This is a genomic window from Pseudomonas fluorescens HK44, from assembly GCF_000217955.3.
Classification (GTDB): domain Bacteria; phylum Pseudomonadota; class Gammaproteobacteria; order Pseudomonadales; family Pseudomonadaceae; genus Aquipseudomonas; species Aquipseudomonas fluorescens_AQ.
In genome coordinates this window covers 68,934-95,645 of record NZ_AFOY02000002.1, presented here as the reverse complement: position 1 = coordinate 95,645, position 26,712 = coordinate 68,934, and the positions used below count along the sequence as shown (strand labels likewise).

Below are 26,712 nucleotides of genomic sequence, written 5' to 3'. Positions count from 1 at the left end.
CGCGCGGTCATCGACGAATGAGCGCGGCGTCTGCTGTTATTTGATTGTTATGGCAGCACCAAAATCGACTTAAGGTTCAAGCAATACCGTTGTCAGGGAATCAGTAGTTCACGCCGGTCATCGGCATCCGCATTTTGCTCGCCAACGAGTCGCAAACGACGGTCCTTGAGGTAGTCATACTCCTTGCGAGCCGCTTGCAGCAGTTCGAGATCCAGCTCGATCACTTGACGACATTCTTCGCGTCCGGCTTCGAACAACAGGCGTCCAGTCGGGTCGACCACCGCACTTGCACCGGCAAACGTCAACCCTTCATCCCCTGCACCACACCGGTTGACCATGACCGCAAAGGCCTGGTTTTCCTGGGCCCGGGCCATGATCGCAGTGCGATGCACGGGACCGTAGGGGTCCATGTTGCCGTTGGTGACCAGGATCAGTTCCACGCCCAACTGACCCAAGGCTCGCGCCGTTTCCGGCAGCTCAATGTCGTAGCAGATCAACAGCCCCACCCGCACGCCTTTCCACAGTGCCGTGGCAAAGCGATCCCCAGGCTGGAAGAGGCCACGCTCCGATGGCCACAAGTGCGTCTTGCGATAACTCAATGCCACGCCTAGCGGTGTCAGCAGCAGCGCGGTGTTAAAGAAGTGCTCGCCGTCGCGCTCGGCCAACCCCACCACCGCCGCTACATCGCGCTCGCGCAGCGCACGCAGAACCGCCTGCACGGTAGGCCCGTCAACGGGCTCGGCCACGCGGTGCAGTTGCTCGGCACTGGCAAACCCCATCAGCTGCGTTTCAGGGAACACCAGTAAATCGGTATCGGCCGCGCACGTCTCAATGGCCTCCAGGGTTCGCTTGAGGTTATATGCCGTGTCGCCATCGCGACCGGCCAGCTGTACCAGTTCAATCTTCATGGGTTTTCCTTCGAGGTAATAGCGGACGCTACGCCGCCAGACTCAACAGCCCACACTCAGGCTGGAGCGGAGTATGGAGGGCGCATGACAGCAACGTAATGACGTCGATGGGGTAACCCGAGAGGGGTAGAAAGGGGTATCGGAGGCCATCTGTCGTGGCGGGCGGTGATCCCCTTCGAGCCGTCATTCCAGCGACTATGATGAGGGGGCAACACCACTGAGGAGTTGAACGATGTCGCTGACTCTTTACTACCATCCGCTGTCGTCGTACTGCCACAAAGTGCTGATCGCGCTTTACGAAAACGCTACCGAATTCGAAAAACGGATCATCGACCTGACCGACGATGCAGACCGCGTGGAGCTTCAATCCCTCTGGCCACTGATCAAGTTCCCGGTCATCAGTGACCACCTGCGCCAGCGCGCTCTGCCGGAGGCCACGATCATCATCGAGTACCTGGATCACTACTATCCGGGTGAGCAACGGTTGATTCCGAACGATTGGGAGGCCGCGTTGGAGGTGCGTCTGTGGGACCGTTTTTTCGACAACTATGTGCATGAGCCGATGCAACAGATCGTCGGTGACCGCCTGCACAACGCCAACAATGATTTGAGCAAACAACGGTCCACGCTGGAGACGGCCTATGCCATGCTCGACCATCGGATGGCGTCGCGAATCTGGGTGGCTGGCCAAGACTTCAGCCTGGCCGATTGCGCCGCAACCCCGGCGCTTTTCTATGCCAGCACGCTCGTGCCGTTCCCGGACGAATTCAAGCATCTGCGTGCCTATTTCGACCGGTTGACGCGCAGACCGTCCATCCAGCGAGTCATCGACGAAGCCCGGCCGTACTTTTCGCTCTACCCGTTTGCGGACGCCATTCCCAAGCGGTTTCTCCAGGCACCGCACATCACTTGACGACCCGGTACAAGCCCTGGCAACACTCGACTAACGGTACTTGAGCGCACGTTCCCACCTTCCTAGGATAGTTCTGCGCAACTGTTAAATGCTCCAACAGTTGCGTAGGTGGTGAGTGATCTGAACCCCTACCAAGCTCACTACTTGCTTCATGTGCATCTTGAGCCTCTGGGCTCTACTTCCTCCCCATCAAAGAGCTTTGAGGCTCTTTTTTGCCTGAAAAAACTCCAGAAACCATAAAGCCCGGCACACGTCCGGGCTTTATGGTTTCTGATCGGTCCAGCGCGCAAGTCCCGCCAAACTGTGTTTGGCGGGGCTTCGTCTTACAGGGCCATATCAGTCGCAGGATTGCTTTCTTTCTGTGGTTTCGCTTGAGCTGGAGCGGCTGTTTGCACGGCCCCTGCCTTGTCAATCACAGGCGGTGTGGCAAGTTGCAGGACTTGACTGGTGTACGTCCATTCCTGGTAAACACGCTCAGGACTGTCGTTCAGCTTGGTCCCGTAACTCGGGATGATCTGGTGCAGCTTTTCCTGCCAGGCCGGGGTCGCGACCTTGTCCTTGAAGATCTTCTCAAGCACGCCCAGCATGATCGGAGCCGCGGTGGACGCGCCTGGCGATGCGCCCAGCAGACCGGCAATGCTGCCGTCCTGGGAGCTGACGATCTCGGTGCCCAGTTTCAGGATGCCGCCCTTCTCTTCATCACGCTTGATGATCTGAACGCGCTGACCGGCTTGCCACAGGCGCCAGTCTTCCTTCTTGGCATTCGGGAAGTATTCCTTCAGGGCATTCATGCGGTCTTCGTCCGACAGCATCAGCTGGCCGGCCAGGTATTCAACCAGTGGGTACTGCTCGATGCCCACCTTGGTCATTGGCCAGAAGTTGTGCGTGGTCGTGCTGGTCAGCAGGTCGAAGTAAGAGCCTTCTTTCAGGAACTTCGTGGAGAAGGTCGCGAACGGGCCAAACAGGATCACGCGTTTGCCATCCAGCACGCGGGTGTCCAGGTGCGGAACCGACATCGGCGGTGCGCCAACCGACGCCTTGCCGTAGGCCTTCGCCATATGCTGTTCAGCGATTGCCGGGTTATCGGTCACCAGGAACGAGCCGCCGACAGGGAAACCTGCATATTCCTGTGCTTCAGGGATGCCCGACTTCTGCAGCAGATGCAAAGCACCGCCGCCCGCGCCGATGAACACGAATTTGGCGTCAGTCTGGGTTTCGGAACCGTCTTTCAGGTTCTTGTAGGAAACGCGCCAGCTGCCATCTTCATTGCGCTTGATGTCTTCCACTTCGCTCGAAAGCTTCAGCGAGAAATTCGACTTGGTTTGCAAATAGCCGACGAACTGGCGGGTAATCTCGCCAAAATTCACGTCCGTACCAATCGGAGTCCAGGTCGCCGCAACCTTTTGATTCGGGTCACGGCCTTCCATCATCAGCGGAACCCATTTCTTGATCTGCGCTGGGTCTTCCGAGTACTGCATGCCGGCGAACAGCGGGCTCGCCTGCAGGGCTTCGTAGCGTTTCTTCAAGAACTGGATGTTGTCATCACCCCACACGAAGCTCATGTGCGGAGTGGAGTTGATGAACGAATGGGGATTCTTCAAGACGCCATTCTTGACCTGCCAGGCCCAGAATTGACGCGTGATCTGGAAGCCTTCATTGATTTCAACGGCCTTGGGGATCTCGACCTTGCCATTCTTGTCTTCTGGCGTGTAGTTCAACTCAGCCAAGGCAGAGTGACCGGTCCCGGCGTTGTTCCAGCCGTTCGAACTTTCCTCGGCGACGCCGTCGAGACGTTCAACCATCTCCATGGACATGTCAGGCTCAAGTTCATTTAGATAAACACCCAAGGTCGAACTCATGATGCCCCCGCCAATGAGGAGCACATCGACTTTCTTTGTCTCAGCTGCGTGCAAGGGCATAAGGACCATCGACATGGCCAAGCCGAGTAGCCCCGTGTTCACTTTTTTTAACATTCAGTAATACCTAGGATAGAACGCCATCCGCCCCACCACTCTTGATCATGAGCTGCCCGGGCTCACCGCCTGCAATGCAGCATGCCGTCGAACCCCGTACTCAGCAAGACTGATGGGTGGATATATAAGACCGACAGACACTATCGGTCTCACGTTTAGGCCCCTCCCGCGCTGACTTTTTATTAGTCATTGGCTTCAGCTACTTGGGTGACACTAATTCTGTTTTTAAATGATCGGACGCAAGAATGAGCAGAAGAGCGTCCAGAGCGCGGCTATTCTACCTCAGGTCTGCCAAAATCGACGAAGACGCAAAAATTTCTCATTCTTCGACCGGTACTGCACAAAGGGTCTCGCGCAGCACCTGTTCCAAAATGGCAAAAAAGCATTTGATGTGGGCCTGTTTCAACGCCTGAGGCCGGGTCACCAGATAGACCTCCATATCCGGCAACTGGATATCCGGAAACACGGCGATCAGGTCCTTTGCCAAAATACGCGGCAGCACTGCAACCCCCATCCCACGCCTTACCGCTTCGATCTGTGCTGCAAACGAATTCACTCGGATCTGCGCACGCTCCAGACCCGCGGCCCTTGCCGCACGCATTTGCGGCAACATGTCCAGCGGAGGGAGCAAGGCAATATTCACCGCAGTGGACGGAGCCGCCGCTGGAAAGCGCTTCAGATAGGCCGCATCGGCGAAGACACCATACGCGAGCTTGCCCATGGGTCGATAAACCAGCGACGGCTCGCCCAGGTGCGCTGTGCGGATAGCGATATCCGCCACGCCGCGGACGATTTTGTGAAAGTCGGCGCTGACCAGCAATTCCACCGAGCACCGCGGATACACCGAGGTAAAGCGATGCGAGGCCTCCAGCACACAAGACGAAAATCCTTCGCCGACGCTGACCAGGACACTGCCGCAAAGCTCCGTGGGTAATACGGATGCGCCGGCAGCGGCCTGACGCCTCAAGCCCTCCTCTGCGGCCAGGGCAACTTCAACCAGGGATTGGCCCCGCGAAGTCAGCCAGCAGCCTTCAACTCCGCGCTCGACGAGTGGCTCGCCGAGTGAACGCTCAAGCTGAGTGATCCGTCGGGACACCGTAGACGCCGCGATGCCCAGCAATTGACCGGCCTGAAGAAAGCTGCCACGTCGCGAGACGGCCAACAACAGACGCAGGTCGTCCCAATTCGCTTCTGAACTCATGTACATGCCCGCTGCTTTGCAAATGTGCAAAACCATTATGCAGCAGTCGCTGTTTTTCGGTGGTGACGGTAACGGTATATCTACCGGCCTTAGTCAACGAAGGGATGAAACATGCGCAGTACATTCGTCACCGGCGCAACCGGTTTGCTCGGCAACAATCTCGTGCGTGAACTGGTCGCCGGTGGCTTTGAGGTGAAAGCCCTGGTCCGTTCAAGAGCCAAAGGTGAACAACAATTCAAAAATCTTCAGGGCGTGAGACTGGTCGTGGGTGACATGGCCAATGTCGATGCCTTCGCCGCGTCGATGCAAGGCTGCGATACGGTGTTTCACACGGCGGCGTACTTTCGCGACAACTACAAGGGCGGCAGCCACTGGGAGGCGCTTGAAAGGATCAACGTGACCGGCACGCGGCGCCTGCTTGAGCACGCCTACGCTGCCGGTGTCCGCCGCTTCATCCACACCTCGTCCATTGCCGTGCTCGACGGCGCTCCCGGCACATCGATCGATGAGACGTGCCTGCGCAACGAAGCCGATGCGGATGATTACTACCGCAGCAAGATCCTCGCTGACCGTGTCGTGTTGTCGTTCCTGGAAGACCATCCGGACCTGCATGCCTGCATGGTCCTGCCTGGCTGGATGTGGGGCCCTGCCGATTGTGGGCCGACCTCTTCGGGGCAGTTACTCAACGACGTCGTGCGCAATAAGCTGCCCGGCCTGGTTCCTGGCAGTTTTTCTGTCGTCGATGCCCGCGATGTGGCATTGGCGCAAATCGCCGCAGCGCAGCACGGGCGACGTGGCGAACGTTACCTGGCGGCGGGACGCCACATGACGATGGCTGAGTTGGTGCCCCTATTGGGCAAGATCGCGGGCGTCAAGACGCCGCTTCGGCAATTGCCGCTGTCGCTGCTGTACGCCTTGGCGTTTACGCAAGAGCTCTACGCGCGCCTGACCGGCAAGCCGATTCTGCTGAGCATGGCGACCGTACGCTTGATGGTGCGCGAAGCCGGGCGCACGCATTTCAACCCTCACAAGAGCGAACACGAGCTTGGCCTGCGGTTTCGCCCTCTCGAACAGACCCTTACCGATACGCTGGACTGGTACCGCGATCATGGCTGGTTTCAAAAGCGCTAGCACTGCACCAGCGCCATCGCGGATTACGCAGACTCACCGTGTTGGCCATCTTTCTTCCACGCCCGTGCTCCACAACCGCTATTGCAACGGAATATAAATATCAGTCGGCCATTGATCCTGCGGTATCTCGGGATAAACGCTCAGGTAATCGAGACGGGAGGTTCTTGCACCGTAGCCAGTAAAACCGCATCCCTTTACGATCAGACGAACACACGCAAGGAGTTGTCCAAATGGATTGCCTGATTCGAAATGCAACAAGCGAGGACACCGCAGCCATAAGCCACGTCGTTATTCGTACCCTGCAAAGTACTGATGCTGAGGCGTTGCTGACATTTGAACGGGACAATCGCGAATGGTTTGAGCGCCACATTGACGCGCGCGATTCGGCTTTTTACTCGGCGCAGGGCGTCACCGACCACATTACGGCTTATTTATCCGATTTTGCCACCGGAACCTGGCACCCTTTTGTCATCGAAGATCCTGACGGAAATATAGTCGGTCGAGCTAACCTGAAAGGCATCGACATAGCCGAGCGGTCGGCAGAAGTCGGCTATCGGATTGCTCAAAGTGCTTGCGGACAGGGACTGGCAACGCTGGCGGTGAGGCATCTGATCCAGAAGGCGCAGTTGCATTGGAACCTTAAACAACTGGTTGCCAACGTATACGCTGACAATATCGGCTCGGCAAAAGTACTCGAACGGTGTGGCTTCTCGATCGAACATACCTCTGGGCAAGAAGGGGCACGGCAAGAAGGGACAGAGCACCATTATCGGTTTCACCTTTCGATTTAGATGAGTGAATGATCGGCCATTACCTGTAACAAGTCGTGCGTGACTATTTTGCGTGGGTCGCGTGATCTTCGAACGCACCGACGATGCACTCGATCATTGCGACGATGCGTGCGGTATGCCGAAGGTCTTGGTGCGTGACGAGCCAGACTTCGTAGACCGCCCCACGTGCCGGTTCCGGCCATATCTGCACAAGGCCGTCGTGTTCAGCCAGATGTATCGGAAGTTCACCAATGCCGATGCCGGCCTTTACCGCCGTACGCAGCATGAGGCTGGAATTGAAGGTCGAGACGATGCGCCCCGCGTGTATCGGTTCGCCAGCAAGCGTCGGTGATCGATTGCCGGTCCCGTGTCCCCGGTGCCCGGCGTGTAGGGCAATGGCAACGGGATGAAGGCTTTCATGGCGCCCGAAAGAAGCTTCCAATCAATCGGGTTGACCGCTGCACCCTCCACGTCGATCAGCACCTCGCCCTCGCCCGCAAGCGGGTCGGCGAGGTCTTCCAGGCGCAGCACATCCGGGTTGCCGTATTCATGCACACGTATAGCTTTCATGGTGAATCCTCGGATTATTTCGGAAGATGAACCTGAGAGGCGCCGCACGCGTTCATCCACTGCGGCGCTATTGGCTCAGCGACGACGGGCGTCGAGGCTGAAGCGACCGGCGCCGAACGCGACGACCTGCAACAGGCCGCCCGCCATGGCGATGTTCTTGAAGAAGTGGATGAACTGATTCTGGTCGCCCAGGCTGTTATGGAATGCCAGCGCGGTGATCACGCTGAACAGCGCAAGCACCAGCGCCACGGTACGGGTGCGGTAGCCGGCGATCAGCGCAAGGCCGCCACCGATTTCGATGATGATGGCCAACGCCAGAGCGAGTTGCGGGAACGGCAAACCAACCGAACCGATGTAGCCGATCATCATCGCCGGGGCGCTCAGTTTGGAGATGCCCGAGAGGATGAAAATGGCGCTGAGGAACACACGGCCGACCAGGGCCGCCGTGGCGGTGGTGGTAGCGCTGGACAGTTCATGAGTATCACGGGAGGTAGTCGCTGCAGATTGGGACATGGTCGTTCTTCCAACAAGTTGGGCGCATCCACTATGGAGCGCCGCGTTGAGGAAAGTCTGCCAGCCACTCTACAATCGTAATAGCCGACTAATTTCGACGATTACGTTCGAGGAAATAGAAATGATCTCAGACCCAGGCACTCCTACTCTCGATCAACTGCGTGTGTTCCTGACGGTTGTCGAGGTCGGCAGTTTTGCGGCCGCCGCACGAAAACTGCACCGCGCCACTTCAGTCATCAGCTACTCGATCGCCAATCTTGAGATGCAACTCGGCGTGTCGCTGTTTGACCGCCATACGACCCGTAAACCCCAACTCACCGATGCCGGCCGCACCGTGCTGGCCGAAGCCAGAACCATCGCCAATGGCATTCATGGATTACGCGCCAAAGTAAAAGGCCTGCTTCAGGGCCTCGAAGCTGAAGTTCATGTGGTACTGGATGTGATGCTTCCCGCTGAGCGCGTGGTGGACGCACTCAAATCATTTCGAGAGGAATTTCCTACGGTTGCACTCCACTTGCATATGGAGGCGCTCGGCGCCGTCACTCAACTGGTGATCAACGGCGGCGCGTCCGTCGGCGTCAGTGGCCCGATGAATGAGGGGATTGATGGTATCGAAAGAATTGCGGTCGGCAGTGTTGAGCTGATTCCGGTGGCAGCCCCCAATCATCCACTGGCTTCAAGCGAGTCGAATGTTCCAGGTGCTGGACGTGAGTTCATCCAACTTGTGCTGTCCGACCGTTCGCTTCTGACAAAAGACAAGGATTTCGCAGTCCTCAGTACCCGCACGTGGAGGCTGGCCGACCTGGGGGCTAAACACATGTTGCTGCGTGAAGGCGTTGGCTGGGGGAACATGCCGATCACGATGGTCCGGGAAGATCTGGATACTGGCCGACTCGTCCACCTGGAAATGCCAGAATACAAAAGCGGGATGTATGCCTTCGACGCCATCTATCGCACGGATCTGCCGCCAGGACCCGCCGCCAGGTGGTTGATTGATCGGTTCGTTCAACAAAGCTCAGCGGGCGATGCGCCCGCTCTTCGATAGCACCAGGATAATCTGCATCACTGGCGTTTCAGGCCATCGCGCCAGGCGATTGCTTCGAGTTCGACCCGGACCGCGTCCTCGACGGCAACCACAGGGCGCGCCTGGAACTCGAACGCAGGAAACGTCGAGCAAACCTTGTGAACCGCCAGCGGATCGTCGCAGTCCACCAACATGTGTCCACCCCACTCGCCCACGCGCACGACAAACACCTCGATCTTGAAATTGTCCGGGGCTTTCCATTGACCGAACACCTCCAGGATCCGTTTCTGCGCACTCTCGTACTCTGCAGGCGATCCTTGTGGCCGTTCGAACCAACTGATCATGTACTTCATCGCCATCCTCCTCTGGAGAGGTAAGGATAGTTCTCGGTGCAACTTCTCGCTTCAATCGCCTCAATTAGCCCGCCCATCCTGCAGACACTCTGCGATTTCACGCCTACCGGTGCTGCAAAACCGACCCGCCCCCCTCGGCGACAGGCCGCTTCAACACATCGGCCTTGGCCTTGGCTTCGGTCAAGATTGCATTACAACTTTGTCATTGTGCTGTTGGTCGGCTGTTGGTGTTGCCTTGTTACCGTGAACTCACTGCCAAACAACAGGCAGCCCACTTCAGACAGGGAGATACTGCCATGAAACTGTTAACGCTCGGACTCGCCACCCTCCTCGCCACCGGTTCAGCCTTCGCCGGTACCAGCGACACCTCGGCGGTGATCCACGACAGGACCGGTTTCTTCGTCCACCTGGACGTTGCGAAAGTCCTGTCCATGACTGACATTTCGGACCAATGTGACGTCACTCCGGCCCGTCTCGATTACCTGGATCATCAGGGTCGGGAACATGTGCTGGACTATTCGGTTCAAGGACGTTGCACCAACGGAAACTGATGGGATGCTGTACGCACATGACTGTCCGGGAGCAGGCAATACGCAACAAAACCTGATGATTGGGCTAAAATTGCGCCACCTGCTCTCGGCTTTCAGGTCCGTTCTTTTGGGTTGAATGCCGACACCGAACCAAGGTCATTCTCATGAACATCCTTGTCGTGGAAGACGAGCCCAAGGCGGGCAATTACTTACTCAATGGTCTGCAGGAGCAGGGATACTCCGTCAGCCTGGCCCGCGATGGCGTCGAGGGTTTATACCTGGCCCTGGAAACGCCTTTCGACGTCATCGTGCTGGATGTGATGATGCCGAAAATGGACGGCTGGGAAGTGCTGCGCCGCCTGCGCAAGGAAGCCGATACGCCGGTACTGTTCCTGACCGCGCGCGATGACATCGCCGACCGAATCAAAGGCCTGGAACTGGGGGCCGACGACTACCTGATCAAACCCTTTTCTTTCGCCGAGCTGGTCGCACGCCTGCGCACCCTGACCCGCCGGGGTCCGACCCGGGAAGAAGAGCAACTGCAGATTGCCGACCTGCAGATTGACGTCATCAAACGCCGCGTCACCCGCGCCGGCGTGCGAGTGACGCTGACAAACAAAGAGTTTGCCTTGTTACACCTGTTCGCCACGCATCAGGATCAGGTGCTGTCGCGTTCACTGATCGCCTCCCGGGTCTGGGACATGAACTTTGACAGCGACACCAACGTGGTCGACGTGGCGGTGCGACGCCTGCGCCTGAAAATCGACGACCCTTTCCAGCTGAAGCTGATCCACAGTGTGCGTGGCATTGGCTACCGCTTCGATACGCAACCATGAACCGTCGCCATTATTCCCTCACCCTGCGCCTGGCCGTGGTGTTCGCCTTGCTGGCCTTCGCCCTGATGGCCACCACCGGCGTCGCACTGTACCGCGATCTTGAGCGCGAACTGATCCGACGCGACGAGTCCACTTTGGTCTACCGCATCGATCAGCTACGTACTTTCCTCAATGGCAGCAATACGCTGGAACTGATCAAGACCAAACCTATGCTGTTTCAGAACATGCTGGGCAATCGCGAATACATACTCACCATTGGCGTTCCAGGGGAAGCCCCGTTACTGCTGGTCAATCCCCGTCATATCGATATTCCCGACCTCACTCCCGTGGCCATGGACCATTCCCTGTCACTGATCGATGTACAGCATCTACCCTCTGTGAACGGAACGCCCTTCGCGGCCATCTCTGCGAGTATCGACTCGGGCAATCTGAAACTGACCGTTGGCTGCCTGATGACCGAACGAACTGCCGTACTCGCCAGCTATCGTCTCAGCGTCTACATCCTCGCCAGTCTCGCGGCGATTGTCCTGGCACTGGCGGGATATGCCCTGGTTCATCGCGGTTTGTTGCCCGTCAGGCGCCTGGCGCAGCAAGCCCACGGTATCGGCATCGGTAACCTGACAGAGCGACTCGACAGCCAAGGCGCTCCGAAGGAGTTGCTGCCAATGATCGACTCGTTCAACACCATGCTTGAGCGACTCGCCAAGGGTTTTGCGCAACTGAGTCAGGTCTCGACCGACATGGCCCACGAACTGCGCACGCCCATCAACAACTTGCTGGGTGAAACTCAGGTCGCCATGCAGCAAAACCGCAGCGTGGAGCATTACCAGCAGTTGCTCGCCTCCAACGTCGAAGAACTCGAACGCCTGGCACGCATGCTCGACAACATCCTGTTCCTCGCGCGTACTGACCCCGGTAGCGCTCGTGATCAGCGCCAGGAACTGGGCGCGGCCGACGAGCTGGAACGCGTAGCCGATTACTTTGAAGGCCTGGCCGCAGACGTCGACATGACCATCCGCGCGGAGGGCGACGGCCTTATCTGGGCCGAACCCATGCTGCTACGCCGCGCCTTGGCCAACCTGTGCGCCAATGCGATCAAATATGGTGCCCCTCATTCCGAACTGTTGATCCAGGCCACACCGTCCCAGGACGGCATCAATCTGCGCGTGCGCAACTACGGAACCACCATCCCGGCGGAACACCTTCCGAGATTATTCGAGCGTTTCTACCGTGTTGATCCATCACGCGAGCGCTCGGCCCAGTCCAATGGTCTGGGGCTTTCGATCGTCGCCACGATCATGCAGCTGCACAGTGGCCGCTACAGCGTCACCAGCGAAAATGGCGTGACCTGTTTCGATCTGTTTTTCCCGATACGGGAACAGTAATTGTTGTGCCTGCTGGCCAGCGTTGGGTTGTGGACCCAACCGGTCATTCGTGACAGGCAGACATCAGCCCACTGCAGACTCTGGACAACCCGCTCTACAAGGCGATAGCGTCAGTGGATCAGACCAACCACACTGAATGACAAGGACATGGAATGTTGCGCATATTGGGTAAAGCATCGTCGATCAATGTACGAAAGGTTCTCTGGACCTGCGCCGAGATTGGCATCCCCTTCGAGCGGGAAGATTGGGGTTCTGGTTTCAGGGCGACGCACACACCTGAATTCCTGGCGCTGAATCCCAATGCAATGGTGCCGGTCATTCAGGACGATGACTTCACTCTTTGGGAGTCAAACTCGATCATTCGCTATTTGGCGTCTCGCTACAACGGCGCTCACCTTTACCCGACTGAAGCGAGAGCCAAAGCGCGGGTGGATCAATGGATCGATTGGCAAGCGTCAGATCTCAACAAATCGTGGAGTTATGCCTTCATGTCGCTGGTCAGGCATTCGCCTGAACATCAGGACAGCCACGCGTTGGCGGCCGCATGCAACAACTGGTCGAGGCACATGGAGATTCTCAATCGATAGCTCGAATCAACCGGGGCCTATGTCAGCGGCGACGAGTTTTCTCTCGCAGACATACCGATCGGCCTGTCGGTTAATCGGTGGTTTCAAACACCGCTTGCTCATCCCGACCTTCCTGCCGTGAGCGACTATTACGAACGCTTGAGTCGTCGACCAGGCTACCGCCTGCACGGAAGAAACGGGACGCCATGACCGGTGTTGCGGGGGAGTTTTGTATCCTGTATTGGGTCGATTACTGCCCATGGCGACAGGTAGAAATCGGCCAGAAGCTGTCGTTGAAATAGCACCGCAGTTCTGTGGGAGCGGACTCTCGCTTTTCCTCACCGCCGCCAGTGCGCCCTATGACTTTCGCTGGAGACGGTTAAGCCCCGAACCTTTCGAAGTGGTCATGGTGCTGCTGGGCCTGTCGCTATTCGACGAGGCACTTGCAGGACGTCTTCGGGGGCAAACGCCGCACACGCCACGCTTCGGGATGTGTCCGGCTTCGAGGATCCGCAGCTGGTCGCATTGCTGCAATGCCTGCGCGAAGAAGCCGAACGGCCCGTGGCCAGCCGCCTGTTCGTTCAAGGTGTTGCGGCGCTTATTGCGCGAAACACAACTGAGCGTGGTCACTGTCGCCAATCAAGTCGGCTACTCCAACCCCAGTCACTTCGCCCAGGTATTTCGCAAGCACACCGGTCTTTCCCCAAGCGACTACCGGCGCCAGCGCTAGGGCTCTGCTGGCCGCAGATAGGGCTCGATAAAGCCGCAGCCAAGGATCTCGTTCAGGCGTTGCGCATCGTTCATTCGGCGAAACAGTCCAATAGTCTTCCACGGCGCGTGACCATCGACATTGGGCGCTCCCAATCCGGCCAACAGGTCGGCGATCAGTATTGATCGGGTCTCGAAAGAGATGCGTGTCAGCCCGCTGCTATTGCCGACGCCGGCATGGGCATGAGCCCCGGAAAAGGCAATCAGGCTCCCCGGAGCGATATCGACGGCAATCCCCTCCTGCGGGTCGATCACTTCCAGCAGATGCGGAATGGCTTCGTCGGCATCCACGGCATTGCGGCCGTCTTGATGGGATCGCTGCAAAATGGCGCGCATATCGAAATCTGCGCTCGAATTACCCAGCGGTCGCTGCCAGAGGCCTGGATACAAGGCAACGGTACGCCCTGCCGCGATGGGATAGATGGGCGCCCACCAGTTGGTTTGTGCATAGATATTCGACCCCCAGGTATCGCGGTGAAACGCGATGGTGGCCGTCGTGCGGGCACGCGGCGTCGACTGCCCTGGCTCGCAATGCGGCTGAAAACGCAAATGCAGGCGATCGCACGCCAGGGTATCGGGGGCGATGCCAAGGCTTTGCACGACGTCCTGCCAGCGCTGCTGGACCTCAGCCGAACCTGCGAAGTCATTCTGAATTTTCGCAAAGCACTCAGTCTGCTCAGGGTGGTTCAAATGGCGATGGATCTGTTGCGGCGACCAGGGATGCAGCGCGTCTTCGAGGAACGCACGCGTATATTCCACCAGCGCCGTCATGGGCTGCAGGTCAGTGAAGCGAATGATCTCGCCCGCATAGATCCGGTCATGCAATTGGCGAGCGGTGCTCGGTATGGCAAGCGAGCTGTACATGACTGGAAGTCCCCTGAAGGTGCGCCCCTGACTTTAGATCCACGCCGATTGTGGCGAAAGTGGCAGGTGGGGCGAAAAAGTGCGGATCAGGCCCTGGGAACGTGAGCAACAGGCGACCTTCAAGCCATGAATGGGGCGTTTATGGCAGTTCTTAGCAGGCAGTGAACGGCCCAGAGTGTGTAAAAACGCTTTCGTATATCGAGTGCGTCAACCAGGCGTTCCTGGGCGATGCGATTGCCCAAGCGTTTTCCGTGATAAGCATTACTGACGTTCCAAAGCGGTTATGTAGCGGTTTAGCGCCTTCTGGGGCTGAGAAAACCGAGACTTTACGCCCTCATCGCCTTCAGCAAGCTTGCTGTACCGATAATGCTCATAACCCGCTTCATGTTGTAGGCGAGTACATTCAGACTCATCTCCGCGCTTACCCCGACCAGTTTGCGCGTCAGGAAATGCGTTGAGCCCATCCATTGTTTGAGCGTCCCGAAGGGATGCTCAACTGTCCTTTTTCGGATTCGCATCATGTCCGGTGCATGGTTCAACCGACGCTGCATTTCCTCCAGCACCGCTTCATGTTCCCAGCGTCTTACTCGACGATTTTTGCTCGGTGTGCACTGCGTTTTCAGCGCGCAGCCCTGGCATTTCGAACTCCAATAACAGTGCATATTCATGCCTTTCTCAATACTGGAGAAGCGCCAGGGCAGCGCCTCTCCCGCCGGACAGATGTATTCGTTTTTCGTCGCGTCATAAACGAAAGCATCTTTGTTGAATCGACCATCCGCCTTGGCGCTTGAAGTCATCGGCTTTGGCACGTAGGCAGTGATGTCCGCGTCGTGACAGGCAAGGATTTCTTCACTCTTGAAGTAACCTCGGTCAGCTACCACCGCCAGCGTTTCTGACGCCATGGCATCGCGAGCCTGCTTCGCCATCGAGCTGAGTTGATCGCGGTCGGAACCGAAGTTGGTGACCTCATGAGCAACGATCAAATGGTTCTGGGTATCAACCGCTGTTTGCACGTTGTAGCCGACGATTCCCGTGCCGCGCGTCATCATGGAGCGGGCGTCTGGATCGGTCAGTGAGACCTGTTTATCCGGCGATTCGTTGAGCTGGATTTCTATCGCTTGAAGCTCTTTCATTTGCGTCTTCAGCTTGGCGATTTTCTCTTCCAGCCGCACGGCGTTGGGCTCGGAGGCTGTTGGTTCTTGCCGATCGGCAGCATCGAGTGCCGTCAGATAACGGTTGATGCTCGATTCAATTTCTTCCATTCGCCGCTTCAGTTTGGCGCTGGTGAAATTGCGGTCGCGGTTGTTGACTGCTTTGAATTTACTGCCGTCGATGGCGACCAGATTTTCTCCAAACAGTCCCAACTGCTGACACAGCACAACGAACTGGCGACAGACGCCTCGGATGGCCTTGCTGTTGTCTTTTCGGAAGCTGGCGATGGTCTTGAAATCCGGCATCAAACGCCCCGTCAACCACATCAGCTCGACGTTGCGCTGGGCTTCTCGCTCCAAACGGCGGCTCGACTGGATGCGGTTGAGATAGCCGTAGATGTAGATCTTCAGCAGGATCGCAGGGTGATAAGCAGGCCGGCCAGTATCAGCTGGAATGGCACTTTCAAAACCCAGATTGACCAGGTCGAGTTCGTCGACAAAGACGTCGACTATGCGCACCGGATTGGTATCGCATACGTAGTCGTCGAGGCTCTCGGGGAGTAAGGTGCCTTGGCCTCGATGTTCACCTTGGATAAAGCGCTTCATGGGCGATCCCTGCAATGAAATCCACAGAAATCATAGCAAGGGTTCGCGAAGGTGTTTTTACACACTCTGGGCCAGAAGCAGACCTGAAAACCCTTGGGCGTGTGTGAATTCCATCTGAATTCGGCACACTCGCCCGTGCGCTGGCCCTAGCCGCGCTCGAGGCGTCATCGCAGACTATTCTTGATCTGGGTAACCGACCGGTCACACCGAAGGAGGTCACTCGTTTATGCACTGTGTCCTTTTCGAAATCCGCCGCGGTTCGATCTGATGCATGAAGGCAAATCGATCCGCGCCGTCATCGAGTTCCGATGAACTACCGGTCTGGGGCACGGCCCCAGGCACTTTTGTCTGACACCCTGAAACGGAGACGCCAGCATGAGCACCTTGCAACTTCACCCTGCACTGGACAATGGTATCCAACCCGCCGCCGCGAATTTCACAGGTGGCACCCTGCAATGCCTGTGTGTGACCGACAAGGTCGAGGTCAAGATCGACGCACAAACTCTGCATAACCACGCGTGCGGCTGCAGCAAATGCTGGAAACCACAAAACGCGACATTCGCCGTTATCGCCGTGGTGCCTAGAGATAAGGTCAGCGTCATTGCCCACGGCGAAAAACTGGCGATTGTCGACGAATCCGCCACCATCCAACGCCACGCCTGCAAGCAGTGTCACGCCCATCTCTTTGGGCGCATCGAAAACAAGGACCATGCGTTTTATGGCCTGGACTTCGTCCACACCGAGCTTTCGCCACAGAGCGGATGGGCTGCGCCGGGATTCGCGGCGTTCGTGTCCTCCATCATCGAAACCGGCACACCGCCAGCGCAAATGAAGGCTATCCGCGAGCGCTTGCGCTCGATCGGCCTGGAACCCTATGACTGCCTGTCCCCGGATTTGATGGACGCACTGGCGACTCATGTCGCCAAACAGAAAGGCCTGCTCCCCGCCGCCTGATTGATCGGTCGCCGCGGTTTCTTTTCCGGACCGCGGTCCGATTCACCTTTGATGTTAACTGGGGGGCTGTTGGCATTAAGACAACGGCTTACGCCAGTTTTCAATTCCGCTCGTACCCATTTTGTACCACCAGGCTCTCTCAACCCACCTTTTCGCTATGGCTAACTGCATCTACATCAAGCAGATAACGGCACATAGCGGGATCATCATGATGAAGAAAACGATACCGCCTAGAATTTTGCATTAGAACATCCCTGCTTTAATGTCTGTTGGCTTAATCTGAGGTAGTCGAGTTGGGCAGGCGAATGGCCAAACCCCATTTATAGTCCTGCCGGCTGACCAGCACCTCGCGCACCGCACCGCCCTCGAGCATGACGCGCAGAGCGTCCTCATGAATTCCCTGACGCATGGGCGAGCTCCGAATCAACCAGCTTAACTTCAACGGCATTGTGGCTCGGCACCCAGTGCCAGAATGCAGGCCAGGTCGTGCCAGGGGTAATCCCGGACACTGGTACACGCACAGCCGCTGTCGTGCACAAACGGCCGGTTACTTTCACTGGCGGCTTGCCCGGCACCGCAGATGGTACAGCGCAAGTAGATCCCGCTCAGCACCCAGCGGCGTGAATGCTCCAGGACCTGACGATCCAGCGCCGGTAAAGCCCTGCTCTGTGCCGCTGATTGTGGCTCCATGATCACTGCCTGCCTGTCTGAAAAATCCCTCGCTACGCGTCAAACCACGCACAGGGAAAAGGGTAGGCCACTCTTCGGGGTTCTGGTGTCCAACCGGCAAAAAAAGCCCACCGAAGTGGGCTGAGATGACGGGGCAATTAACGAATGTCCCGTTATGCGCAGTCTCCTTCGCTTACCTTGACTCGGCTTCGCAGTCGGACAGCATCGGCTGCGGGATCGAATCAATGGGACATAAACCCCTTACCTGTTCGCTGGGTGTCTGTCGGCTAAGAGCGGCCGGTATGGGTCCACTGCCTGATCATTGACTGGTGAAAACGCCTTTTTTGCACGCTGCTACGTGAAATCCGAGTCCAGAAGCCTCTGCCAAAAGTAAAGATTTCAATGGCGAACGCGTACTTTTCTGATGCGCAAACTATGGCCGACTTTTTCAACAGAATCGGCCAAACGCGGTCGTTCGTGAGTGAGACCCAAAGCGGCCACTGCAGAAAAATAAATTTGCCCCCATTTCCGGACCTGCGCTGGCGCCGCCGGCCACTCTGCACTAACGTTCAATCACTCGGCCTGAACCACTCAACGGGCTGCTGGACGCTCCATATTTTTGCCACCGCTACCGATAAATTCAGCGTCATCTCACTCAGGATTTTCGGGGCACGACGTTAATCTCGTATAGGTCAGGTGGAGTATAAAAATAACATGCAGGATGCCCGCCCAAACCCAACGCTTCGTCTGGATTATTGTGTCGAACGTCCGATATTCATGGACTTCTTACAGTATGCGAGACGCTCGCCTGATGCAATTGCTGTAATCTCTCAAGACGCGACTTGCAGCTATCGTCAGCTTGAAGAGGTAAGCCAGGGCATTGCGTCCTTCTTGATTGGAAATGGCGCTACCGAATCCGACCGGATTGTTATTGTTTCGAGTCGCTGTGCGGGGTTGGTCTATGCAATGCTCGGCGCCTCCCGTGCCGGATTGACGTTCACAGTTGCCGACAATGCATATCCACCTGCGCGCGTAGGTCAAATCATTCGAGCGCTTCAGCCTACCTTTGTTCTGCTATGCGGTGAGGCTACAGTCAATCTCAATCTCGAGCACTTTGAGCCAAGGGCAGAAAGTTCCTATCCGCGGGTCGTCAGAATTCCGGAAATTCCCACCGAATCACTGCATGAGTTCGCCTTTGATCAAAGGGTTTTGCCAGAAGTCGACCCTTGTCATCCGGCGTATGTCACATTTACATCGGGCAGCACTGGCGAACCGAAGGGAATTGCGACACATCATGCGCCTTTGGTTCATTTTATTGAGTGGCATACCAAGCGTCATTCGTTATCAAAAGATGATTGCTTTTCCTTGCTTTCCGGGCTGGGTCATGACCCTGTATACAGGGACGTATTTACGCCTCTCTCCATTGGCGCGAAAATTATCTGTCCGGCACAGTCAACCGTCATAGATCCTTCGGCTTTGGCCGCGTGGATACATAAGAATGGAATATCCGTTATTCACCTTACGCCCCCCCTGGGAAAGCTTATTGAAACTGGAGCAAAAATCAATGAACTAAAATTCAACGCTCTGCGATACCTGTTTTGGGGTGGAGATGCATTAAGCAGTACGTTATATGAACAAATGCGCGTCGTTGCACCGAATGCCGTTAGTGTGAATTTTTACGGCACGACGGAAACTCCGCAGGCAATGGCGTACCATCAGGTCGACCCTGAAGCCAATAATGCCACGATTCCGCTTGGTAAAGGAATTGAAGGCGCACAACTGCTGGTCGTGGATGACTCAAATAAGTTGGTCTGCGAAGGAGAGGTCGGAGAAATTCTTATACGCAGCCCCTATTTGTCGCTGGGTTATTGGGGTGACATTGCGCAAACCAGAGAAAGATTTGTTGTGAATCCATTTGCGAATGTCGAGGGCGACATTTGCTATAGAACCGGCGACCTTGGCACTTATCTTTCAGATGGCAGTGTCATCTTTCTGGGGCGAGGCGACAATCAGATCAAAATTCGGGGTCATCGAATTGAGCTTACTGAAATTGAAGGCGCAATATCACGGCATCCCCGGATCAAACAGTGCACTGCTCTGGCCGTCAATGACAGTTCGATCGTAAAGCTGGTTGCATATTGCATTTCAATAGAGCCTGTTTCATCTGTTGAATTGCGTGAACATGTCAGTAATCGACTCCCGGAATACATGGTGCCGGCGTTGTTCGTTTTTCTGGACGCTATTCCACTTACGCCGAATGGAAAAATTGATAAGCGGGCGTTGCCTCTGATTGTCAGTAACACGGATGCGGCTGCCGTACACTCGCGCCAGGATCTATCGCCGCTCGCGCTAAAACTGGCGGATGCGTGGTCTGAAATACTCGAAGTCCCGCGCGCCGATGCAAACTTATCGTTCGTGGAGCTGGGTGGGGATTCACTCTCGTTTGTTCAGGCTTCAATGGTTCTTGAAGAACTTATTGGCCATCTGCCAGATCAATGGGAAATGACGTCAATATGTGATCTTTGTGAGCTGGCCAACAAAACCAAGGTTTCGAAGCTGTCAGTTCGGGCAATGGAGGTTCCCGTTTTTTTACGCGTAATATCTATAATATTTATTGTTGTCGAGCATTTTCATATTTTTTCAAAATGGCCGGTTTCAGGCGAAACAACGGTATTGTTTATAATATCCGGCCTCAGCCTGTCAAGATTTCAATTTAAAACCATAAGTGACCGTGGCAACGTGCGCACGCTTGTCAAGTCCGTTGTCAGTATCGCCGCACCGACAATACTTTACACTATTTTGATTCAGATGCTGTTCGGTAGGATTCACTGGCAAACAGTGTTGCTGATTTCGAATTGGTTCTCACCGAATCTCACAGGTGGCTTTGCGTATTGGTATATTGAAGTTCTCGTGCAAATGATAATAATCATTGGGTTCGCTCTGTCGTTCGAGCGCGTTAGAAAAACAGTAACTTCCGACCCATTTCGTTGTCTTGTCATTGCGTCATGCGTATTGGCAGTGGCTGGCGTTATGATTAACGCGTATTTGTTTGATGCTGCAGCGCTTTATAACAGAGTACCACAGCACTACCTTGCGATCATGGTGCTCGGAATGGCAATTAACTATGCTATTTCAAGAGTTCAGAAGTTGATCGTCAGCGCGGTTGCTGTCATTGTGCTGGGCGGGCAAGATATTCTGGCAATCTTCAGCCATGGATTGCACGAGTTTGCAATGAGGGAATATATTGATATGGCCGTGCCTGCCGTTCTCGCGTTGATTTGGATCCGGTCTATTCCCGTACCAAGCATCATCGCGCGGGGACTCGCATTAATAGCGTCGTCAACGTTGTTTATTTATTTGACGCATTTTCAGTTTCAGTCCCTGGCCCGTCACATCGTTGACCAGCCGGCGCTCGCGGTAGTCTTTGCCATAGCCGGAGGAATCGGGGTTGGTTATGCCTGGAACAAGGGAGTTCGAATTGTTTTAATGCGTTTGAATGGAGGAGGAAAGAAGAGCAGTTCGGATACGATTGAGCGAGTTTCGTGACTGTGTTTATTCCTGCGTTTCATGCCGACTGGCACTGCTTCGGACGTACTGGCTACTATCACTTGCGGTACGACCTGCATCGTCTTTGCAGCCATCGCATACATACTTGTCGAACGCCCCTCAAGCGCATGGACCAGGTGCATCAAGTTTAAACGCACCGACGCCGCGGTGCTCAATCAGACGTAAATTCAAGCCAATTCTCGTTATGTCGCATTCATGCTCTTGATTGCGTGGTGAGTGTCCACTCTCGGCAAATACGAAAGTCTGCAACCCGTCTGAATCTGCCGCTGGTGGAAAATTGCTGACCGACCGCAATGGGTCGTTTTCTGCCCCTCATGACAGGCAGGAATTTCACCACTAACGTCTAAAGCATGAGAAATGGTTAGGTGCGCCAAGTAAGCCTAATCATCCAAAGCACAATCATCGATGATGAACGCGGAGGACGCGAGTTGTAAGTAAGACTCGGTGGTTTGAGCGTCCAGCTCTTTGCCAAAATACATGTACCCTAAAGCACAGTCAAATGAAAATCCTGTCACTTCGCTTTCTTCTTTAGCGTCTTTTTATATGCAGGTCAATGCAACGAAAATCTAAAGATCGCGTAACCGAACTGTCATATTCGAAGCCCCTAATGCGCTTCAAAATATTGCGGCGACTCGAATGCTTGGCATCTGCGCTGCAAAACTGCCGATGCATGGGTAACGGATTACCTTGGATAAACAAGTCCGTCGGCAGGGTGAATTACCCTGTGAACGAGATCCATGATGATCAAGAAACTAGCCGCATCCCTCGTTGGTGCTTTGCTGGGGGGCGCGATGTTGCCTGCCCATGCGGACTTCATCGACGACAGCCATGCCGACTTGACCCTGCTCAACCGCTACCTTAATCAACAAGGCCGTGACGTGGTGGGCAGCACCGCCAAGGCCAAGAGTTACCGCGACTGGGGACAGGGTTTCCAGTTCAATTTCCGCTCCGGTTATACCGAAGGTGCTGTGGGTTTCGGCCTCGATCTTGAGGCGTTTTACGGCCTCAAGCTCGACTCTGGTGGTGACCTGAATAACAAGGATCACCAGAGTCGTTATCCCGGCAGCATGTTCCCGCTGGATGATGGGAAATCCGCCAATGACTTTAGTGTCTTGAGCCCGACCTTCAAGATGCGCTTCCTCAAGGATGAGTTGCGCGTGGGTATGCTCAGCCAAAATAACCCGATGCTGGCCAACACCGATGGGCGTCTGTACCACCAGACCAACACCGGCGTGCAACTGGTGTCGAAAGACCTGTCCGACTTCACCTTCACGGGTGGCGAAATCGTCCGGACGAAAATTCGCAATGAAAGCAACGACAGTGACATGACCACTGGCGGCGGTGCGAAACTCAGCGACCGCTTCCTCTATGGCGGTGCTGACTATACAGGCCTGGCCGACACCACCTTAAGCCTGTGGTACTCCAATCTTCAGGACTACTACCAACAAGCCTTCATCGGCGCCAAGCACACCACCGCGCTGCCGGTCGGCAGCCTCCTCAGTGATTTCCGTGCCTACCGCAGCCTGGGCGTAGGCGGCAACGCGGATGGCGACAGCGACTTTGCCACCGCTGGTTCTTATGGTGACGGCTTGACCAAGGGGCGTATTAACCAGTCCACTGTCAGTCTGATGGAAAGCTACAGCCTGGCGGGCCACACCATTGGCTTGGGGGCCCAGAAAAACACCGGTGACAGTGACTTCCCTTTCCTGGACTCCGGGCTTAACAGTGGCGATGCCCGACAAGGTCCTGGCGCCGGCGCTGATACACCGGCACTGACCAACCTGCAACTGAACAAATTCCAGCATGCTGGCGAAGAAACCTGGATGGCTCAATACAAATACGACTTCGGTCAGTTGGGCATCAAAGGCCTTGGCTTTCTGGCCACCTACGCTCACGGCGATAAGATCAAAGTGACTAAAGGCGGCGACAGCGAATGGGAGCGCGACTTGGCGCTGAGCTACCAGGTGCCTGATGGCAAGTTGAAGGGACTGGGCGTGACCTGGAAAAACGCCCAGGCCAACCCGAGCCTGACGGGCCAGACCAAGCAGGATGAAAACCGGCTCTACGTGAGTTATGTCGTACCGCTTTGGTAAGCACTGATCGTGAAAAAAAGCCCGCAAATGCGGGTTTTTTTATGGTTCTTCACGCAATCACTCTCGCATACACCGACCGGTCCACATTCCCACCGGACAGAATCACCCCCACCCTTCTTCCAGCCATTGCTTCACGCTCCTGAATGAGCGCCGCAAGGGCCGCCGCACCCGCCCCCTCAGCAAGATTGTGGGTATCGGTGTAATACACGCACATGGCCTCGGCAATCTGCGCCTCACTGACCGATACGATTCGCTGCGCACCTTGCGCGTAGATGGCAAAGGCTTGTGGAATTGGCTTACGCACGGCAAGGCCGTCGGCAAAGGTATTCGCCGAGTCGGTTTCGCATAGTGCTCCTGCGTCAAACGACAACTTTGCGGCCTCAGCCTCAGTGGACACCACACCCACCACCCGGGTGTTCAGGCCAAGTGCGTCGCGGGCGGCGATCACCCCACAAATCCCCGACCCACAGCCAATCGGCACGTAGACCGTATCCAGATCCGGCGCAGCCGTGAACAGCTCCAGCGCATAAGTGGCCACGCCTTTGACCAACTCGGCATGGAACGGCGGCACCAGATAGAGGCCATGCGCTTGCGCCAGGCGCGCGGCCTCTTCACGGGCTTCATCGAAATCGCGGCCACACTCGACCACTTCACCGCCAAAGGCACGCATGGCATTATTCTTTTCTACCGAGTTACCCTCCGGCACGACAATCAGCGCCCTCAAACCCAGCGCGCCGGCTGCCAGCGCCAGGCTCTGGCCATGATTGCCGCGAGTGGCGGTGACAATACCCTTGATGCCCGGGTGCTCGCGCTTTAGCCAGTGCATGAAGGTAATGCCACCACGCACCTTGAAAGCACCAGTCGGTGTGTGGTTTTCGTGCTTGACCCAAACAGTGCAACCCAACCGCTCGGCCAACAAGGGCCAAGGGTATTGAGCGGTAGCGGGCATGACCTGGTACACGTGGTGAGCAGCGTGTTCGATATCGTCGCGAGTCAGTCTGAGCATGAGTCGTCTCCCTGAGGTTTTGCCCAGTCTAGACACGGGCGCATCACGCAGGCTTTCAAAAAACTGACCTGACTTTTGTGCCCCCGCTTCACTACTATGGCGTTCATGAGCCATCGAAGCCGCCTTCAGCCAACGCCCCGCCCCGAACCGGTCCGTCGAGTCGAGGCAGGGCCATGGGCGATTGAATTGCTGCCCGGCGCCGCCTACGCGACCCGGTATGTAGCGCCCCAGGCAGCGATTGGCTTTGCCTTCGACAGCCAGCGAGGCCTTCACGCCATTGGCAGCGACCGAGTACTGCCCTTCGATGCCATGCCCAACGGTCTGGCGTTCGTCCCTGCCGGCTGTGACGTGCTGTCCGAGTCGCCCATGGGCGGTGAATACCTGCGGGTAATGCGCACCGACGGTCATGTGTTGGTCGGGGAAAGTGCATTCAACAATCGCATCGATCAGCAGGCCATTACCCTCGCCCTGCGAATGCGCGGCGCGTTGTTGCAAGCCCCGGTGGAGGACGATTGGGAGGCCTGGGCACTCGCATTGGCTGAACGCGCGACGGGCGATCAAACATTTTCGGCTCCACCCCAAGGCTCTATCACCGGCAGCCGGATGCGTCTGCTCGATGAGTTCATCGACGCTGGCCTCGACGGGCCGCTGGGCATACCGGCAATGGCGGGCTTACTTGGATTGTCCGAAGGATATTTCATGCGGGCATTCAAGAACGCGACGGGCAAGAGCCCGCACAGTTACCTGATCGACCGACGCCTTGCCAAGGCCCGCGCACTGATACGCGATTCGACAGCAAGCCTGGCAGAGATCGCCCACACCTGCGGTTTTAACTCCCAGGCGCACATGGCAACCACGTTCAGGCAGCGCCTTGGATTAAGTCCGGTACAGCTGCGTGGATGTTAGTGCAGGTGTCGGCAGATATCGGCCAAGAGCCGCCTTTCCTGAGCGTTTGCTCCGGGGCGATCCAGCGGGGATGGTGCCTTGATCTACTACGTCCCAGTGTATAGAACCTACTGGACTCAATGGGCGTTCGGCGAAAAAAGGCCCCAGAATTGTGCCAAAAGATGAGGATGGCAATGACTACCGACAAGATCGCTATCGCCCTGCGAGCAACGGCTATGTTGGCCGTAGTCGGCGGTTTCGTGAACTGGTCAAGTAATTCTGGACACTAGGTGACAAGGGGTTCACCACGCCTGAACTGAACGGTGGCGAAGGCATCTCCATCAGCCGCACCTGTGAAATCGGCCCGAGCCAGCATGGCGAGATCGAATATCACGGACTAGCCTACCTTGAGGACCACATGACTCAGGCCAAGGAATTCTGAAACCGTTGTAAATCAACAAGGGCCTTCCCCAAATGAACCCGTCCAGATGGCCTGCTGTGTCTGGATTCTCAATTCAAGGAGATACTCATGAAATATTCCGTACTGCTAGGTCTGTTGGTCGCTAGCTCAATGCTCGCTTCGCCAACGTTTGCCGCCGAGAAAGATCTTTGTCAGACCAACCTACAGACCCTCCACAATTTCGAGGCAGCGATCGAAAGCCCTGACATGAAATCCCAGATCAAAGCCACCGCCCAGCATGCCAAAGCCGAAGAGGCGAAACACACCAAGGAGGGCACAGATAATTGTATTGCTCTGACCAACCAAGCCATCCAGACAATCAAGAACAGTGACAAGGGTGGTAAATAAAGCCACCTTCGGGTTGCACCCTGCCTGCCTGCTGGTTACACACGGCAGGTTCGGGCCTGTTTAGGATTCAACGCCGGTTTCGAAACTTTAGGTGCATGCCAAGTTGGCAATAGAACTCGTAAATTCACTGTTGCAATTTCTTATAATTGCCAATGACGAAACCTACGGGCAATACGTTCTCGCTGCGTAAACAGCCTTAGCCCTTCCCTTCTGATACCTTTTGCCTTCTCCAAAAACGAATTTTTTATATTCCACTCAGGTAAACCGGGTAAAAGTCTGGGCAAGTTGAGTTATAAAGAGGCTCAATAGCGCTATCGCATTCAGGGTAAACGACCGTACTGAACTGGTTCCCCGCAGGCGGGCCTATCACAAAACGACAGACAGCCATCATCGCTTTCGCCGGCATCCAAACCTGCTCAAAGATGGGCCGATTCAGGTAGTCGCCAAGGCGCCAGAGCAAGTAAGGGTTGCGGACATCACCTACTTACCGACGCAAACGGGTGTGGCTTATCTGAGTTTGATCACCGATGCGTACTCCCGAAAAATCCTGGGGCACCATGTCCATGAAAGCTTGCACACCGAATCGGTGATCCAGGCGTTTAGCAAAGCCCTCAAGCAGCGGACAATGGAGCAACGCCTGGTGCATCACTCGGATAGGGTTTGAAGGG

Annotated in this window: 24 protein-coding genes and 4 pseudogenes; 16 read left to right on the top strand and 12 right to left on the bottom strand. The window is 56.1% G+C overall.

The window, feature by feature from the left end; genetic code table 11:
• Positions 1–92 precede the first annotated feature (92 nt).
• Entirely contained in the window at positions 93–908 is an 816-nt protein-coding gene (locus HK44_RS00675) for a carbon-nitrogen hydrolase family protein (protein ID WP_019689710.1), read from the bottom strand.
• A 232-nt stretch (positions 909–1,140) separates the two neighbouring features.
• Between HK44_RS00675 and HK44_RS00670 the strand changes: the two genes are divergently transcribed.
• Positions 1,141–1,821, top strand: coding sequence for a glutathione S-transferase family protein (locus tag HK44_RS00670; RefSeq protein WP_019689709.1), 681 nt, complete (start codon positions 1,141–1,143; stop codon positions 1,819–1,821).
• Positions 1,822–2,144: 323 nt separating this feature from the next.
• On the opposite strand, the gene mqo is transcribed toward HK44_RS00670, so the two are convergent.
• Positions 2,145–3,794 (bottom strand): malate dehydrogenase (quinone), encoded by a 1,650-nt coding sequence (gene mqo, locus HK44_RS00665; protein WP_019689708.1) that lies wholly within the window; start codon positions 3,792–3,794, stop codon positions 2,145–2,147.
• A gap of 319 nt (positions 3,795–4,113) precedes the next feature.
• The gene (locus HK44_RS00660) at positions 4,114–4,995 is read right to left on the bottom strand and encodes a LysR family transcriptional regulator (RefSeq protein ID WP_024264660.1); all 882 of its coding nucleotides are present in this window, start codon (positions 4,993–4,995) and stop codon (positions 4,114–4,116) included.
• 111 nt (positions 4,996–5,106) lie between these two features.
• On the opposite strand from HK44_RS00660, the gene HK44_RS00655 reads away from it, so the two are divergent.
• A complete protein-coding gene (locus HK44_RS00655) occupies positions 5,107–6,126 on the top strand; it encodes an SDR family oxidoreductase (protein ID WP_019689706.1) in 1,020 nt (339 codons plus the stop codon).
• A gap of 275 nt (positions 6,127–6,401) precedes the next feature.
• Positions 6,402–6,917, top strand: a complete 516-nt coding sequence (locus HK44_RS00650) for a GNAT family N-acetyltransferase (RefSeq protein ID WP_024264659.1) — start codon at positions 6,402–6,404, stop codon at positions 6,915–6,917.
• Between the two features lie 43 nt (positions 6,918–6,960).
• Here HK44_RS00650 and HK44_RS29390 read toward each other — a convergent pair whose 3' ends face one another.
• The 3 genes and pseudogenes from HK44_RS29390 to HK44_RS00635 form a co-directional block, all read right to left on the bottom strand.
• Entirely contained in the window at positions 6,961–7,182 is a 222-nt protein-coding gene (locus HK44_RS29390; RefSeq protein ID WP_019689704.1) for a LysR substrate-binding domain-containing protein, read from the bottom strand.
• Between the two features lie 68 nt (positions 7,183–7,250).
• A pseudogene (locus HK44_RS00640) lies at positions 7,251–7,466 on the bottom strand (NADP-dependent oxidoreductase); the annotation flags it as partial.
• A gap of 75 nt (positions 7,467–7,541) precedes the next feature.
• A complete protein-coding gene (locus HK44_RS00635) occupies positions 7,542–7,979 on the bottom strand; it encodes a DoxX family protein (protein WP_019689703.1) in 438 nt (145 codons plus the stop codon).
• Positions 7,980–8,100: 121 nt separating this feature from the next.
• On the opposite strand from HK44_RS00635, the gene HK44_RS00630 reads away from it, so the two are divergent.
• The gene (locus HK44_RS00630) at positions 8,101–9,024 is read left to right on the top strand and encodes a LysR family transcriptional regulator (protein WP_019689702.1); all 924 of its coding nucleotides are present in this window, start codon (positions 8,101–8,103) and stop codon (positions 9,022–9,024) included.
• Between the two features lie 17 nt (positions 9,025–9,041).
• Here HK44_RS00630 and HK44_RS00625 read toward each other — a convergent pair whose 3' ends face one another.
• Complete coding sequence (locus HK44_RS00625; RefSeq protein WP_019689701.1) at positions 9,042–9,356, bottom strand: DUF3303 domain-containing protein; 315 nt, start codon at positions 9,354–9,356, stop codon at positions 9,042–9,044.
• Positions 9,357–9,652: 296 nt separating this feature from the next.
• On the opposite strand from HK44_RS00625, the gene HK44_RS00620 reads away from it, so the two are divergent.
• From HK44_RS00620 to HK44_RS00600, 5 genes and pseudogenes are all read left to right on the top strand, one after another.
• A complete protein-coding gene (locus tag HK44_RS00620; RefSeq protein WP_019689700.1) occupies positions 9,653–9,907 on the top strand; it encodes a DUF2790 domain-containing protein in 255 nt (84 codons plus the stop codon).
• 143 nt (positions 9,908–10,050) lie between these two features.
• Positions 10,051–10,722 carry a heavy metal response regulator transcription factor gene (locus HK44_RS00615; protein WP_019689699.1) on the top strand — a complete coding sequence of 224 codons (672 nt, stop codon included), beginning with the start codon at positions 10,051–10,053 and terminating at the stop codon, positions 10,720–10,722.
• A complete protein-coding gene (locus HK44_RS00610) occupies positions 10,719–12,107 on the top strand; it encodes a heavy metal sensor histidine kinase (protein ID WP_019689698.1) in 1,389 nt (462 codons plus the stop codon). The genes HK44_RS00615 and HK44_RS00610 overlap by 4 nt, the downstream gene beginning before the upstream one ends.
• A gap of 152 nt (positions 12,108–12,259) precedes the next feature.
• Positions 12,260–12,883, top strand: a pseudogene (locus tag HK44_RS00605) (glutathione S-transferase family protein).
• Between the two features lie 49 nt (positions 12,884–12,932).
• On the top strand, positions 12,933–13,403 hold the full coding sequence (locus HK44_RS00600; protein WP_080690557.1) for a helix-turn-helix transcriptional regulator: 471 nt from the start codon (positions 12,933–12,935) through the stop codon (positions 13,401–13,403).
• Here HK44_RS00600 and HK44_RS00595 read toward each other — a convergent pair.
• Both HK44_RS00595 and HK44_RS00590 read right to left on the bottom strand, forming a co-directional pair.
• Entirely contained in the window at positions 13,400–14,305 is a 906-nt protein-coding gene (locus HK44_RS00595) for a hypothetical protein (RefSeq protein WP_019689696.1), read from the bottom strand. The genes HK44_RS00600 and HK44_RS00595 overlap by 4 nt on opposite strands.
• A gap of 326 nt (positions 14,306–14,631) precedes the next feature.
• Positions 14,632–16,062, bottom strand: a complete 1,431-nt coding sequence (locus HK44_RS00590; RefSeq protein WP_024264657.1) for an IS1182 family transposase — start codon at positions 16,060–16,062, stop codon at positions 14,632–14,634.
• Positions 16,063–16,437: 375 nt separating this feature from the next.
• Here HK44_RS00590 and gfa point away from each other — a divergent pair, with 375 nt between their 5' ends.
• A complete protein-coding gene (gfa, locus tag HK44_RS00585; protein WP_019689695.1) occupies positions 16,438–17,016 on the top strand; it encodes an S-(hydroxymethyl)glutathione synthase in 579 nt (192 codons plus the stop codon).
• Positions 17,017–17,290: 274 nt separating this feature from the next.
• On the opposite strand, the gene HK44_RS30075 is transcribed toward gfa, so the two are convergent.
• On the bottom strand, positions 17,291–17,425 hold the full coding sequence (locus HK44_RS30075; RefSeq protein ID WP_019689694.1) for a hypothetical protein: 135 nt from the start codon (positions 17,423–17,425) through the stop codon (positions 17,291–17,293).
• 29 nt (positions 17,426–17,454) lie between these two features.
• A complete protein-coding gene (locus HK44_RS00580) occupies positions 17,455–17,706 on the bottom strand; it encodes a hypothetical protein (RefSeq protein WP_019689693.1) in 252 nt (83 codons plus the stop codon).
• A 693-nt stretch (positions 17,707–18,399) separates the two neighbouring features.
• Between HK44_RS00580 and HK44_RS00575 the strand changes: the two genes are divergently transcribed.
• Positions 18,400–21,231, top strand: a complete 2,832-nt coding sequence (locus HK44_RS00575; protein WP_024264656.1) for an amino acid adenylation domain-containing protein — start codon at positions 18,400–18,402, stop codon at positions 21,229–21,231.
• A 761-nt stretch (positions 21,232–21,992) separates the two neighbouring features.
• Positions 21,993–23,345, top strand: coding sequence for an OprD family outer membrane porin (locus HK44_RS00570; RefSeq protein WP_019689690.1), 1,353 nt, complete (start codon positions 21,993–21,995; stop codon positions 23,343–23,345).
• A 49-nt stretch (positions 23,346–23,394) separates the two neighbouring features.
• Here the strand turns inward: HK44_RS00570 and HK44_RS00565 are convergent, their stop codons facing one another.
• On the bottom strand, positions 23,395–24,351 hold the full coding sequence (locus HK44_RS00565) for a threonine dehydratase (protein ID WP_019689689.1): 957 nt from the start codon (positions 24,349–24,351) through the stop codon (positions 23,395–23,397).
• Between the two features lie 96 nt (positions 24,352–24,447).
• On the opposite strand from HK44_RS00565, the gene HK44_RS00560 reads away from it, so the two are divergent.
• The 4 genes and pseudogenes from HK44_RS00560 to HK44_RS00550 all read left to right on the top strand — a co-directional run.
• Positions 24,448–25,257 carry an AraC family transcriptional regulator gene (locus tag HK44_RS00560; RefSeq protein WP_024264654.1) on the top strand — a complete coding sequence of 270 codons (810 nt, stop codon included), beginning with the start codon at positions 24,448–24,450 and terminating at the stop codon, positions 25,255–25,257.
• A gap of 268 nt (positions 25,258–25,525) precedes the next feature.
• Positions 25,526–25,678 (top strand): annotated as a pseudogene (locus HK44_RS30345) (hypothetical protein); the annotation flags it as partial.
• 87 nt (positions 25,679–25,765) lie between these two features.
• A complete protein-coding gene (locus HK44_RS00555) occupies positions 25,766–26,044 on the top strand; it encodes a hypothetical protein (RefSeq protein WP_019689687.1) in 279 nt (92 codons plus the stop codon).
• A 343-nt stretch (positions 26,045–26,387) separates the two neighbouring features.
• Positions 26,388–26,702, top strand: a pseudogene (locus HK44_RS00550) (transposase); the annotation flags it as partial.
• Between the last annotated feature and the right edge of the window lie 10 nt (positions 26,703–26,712).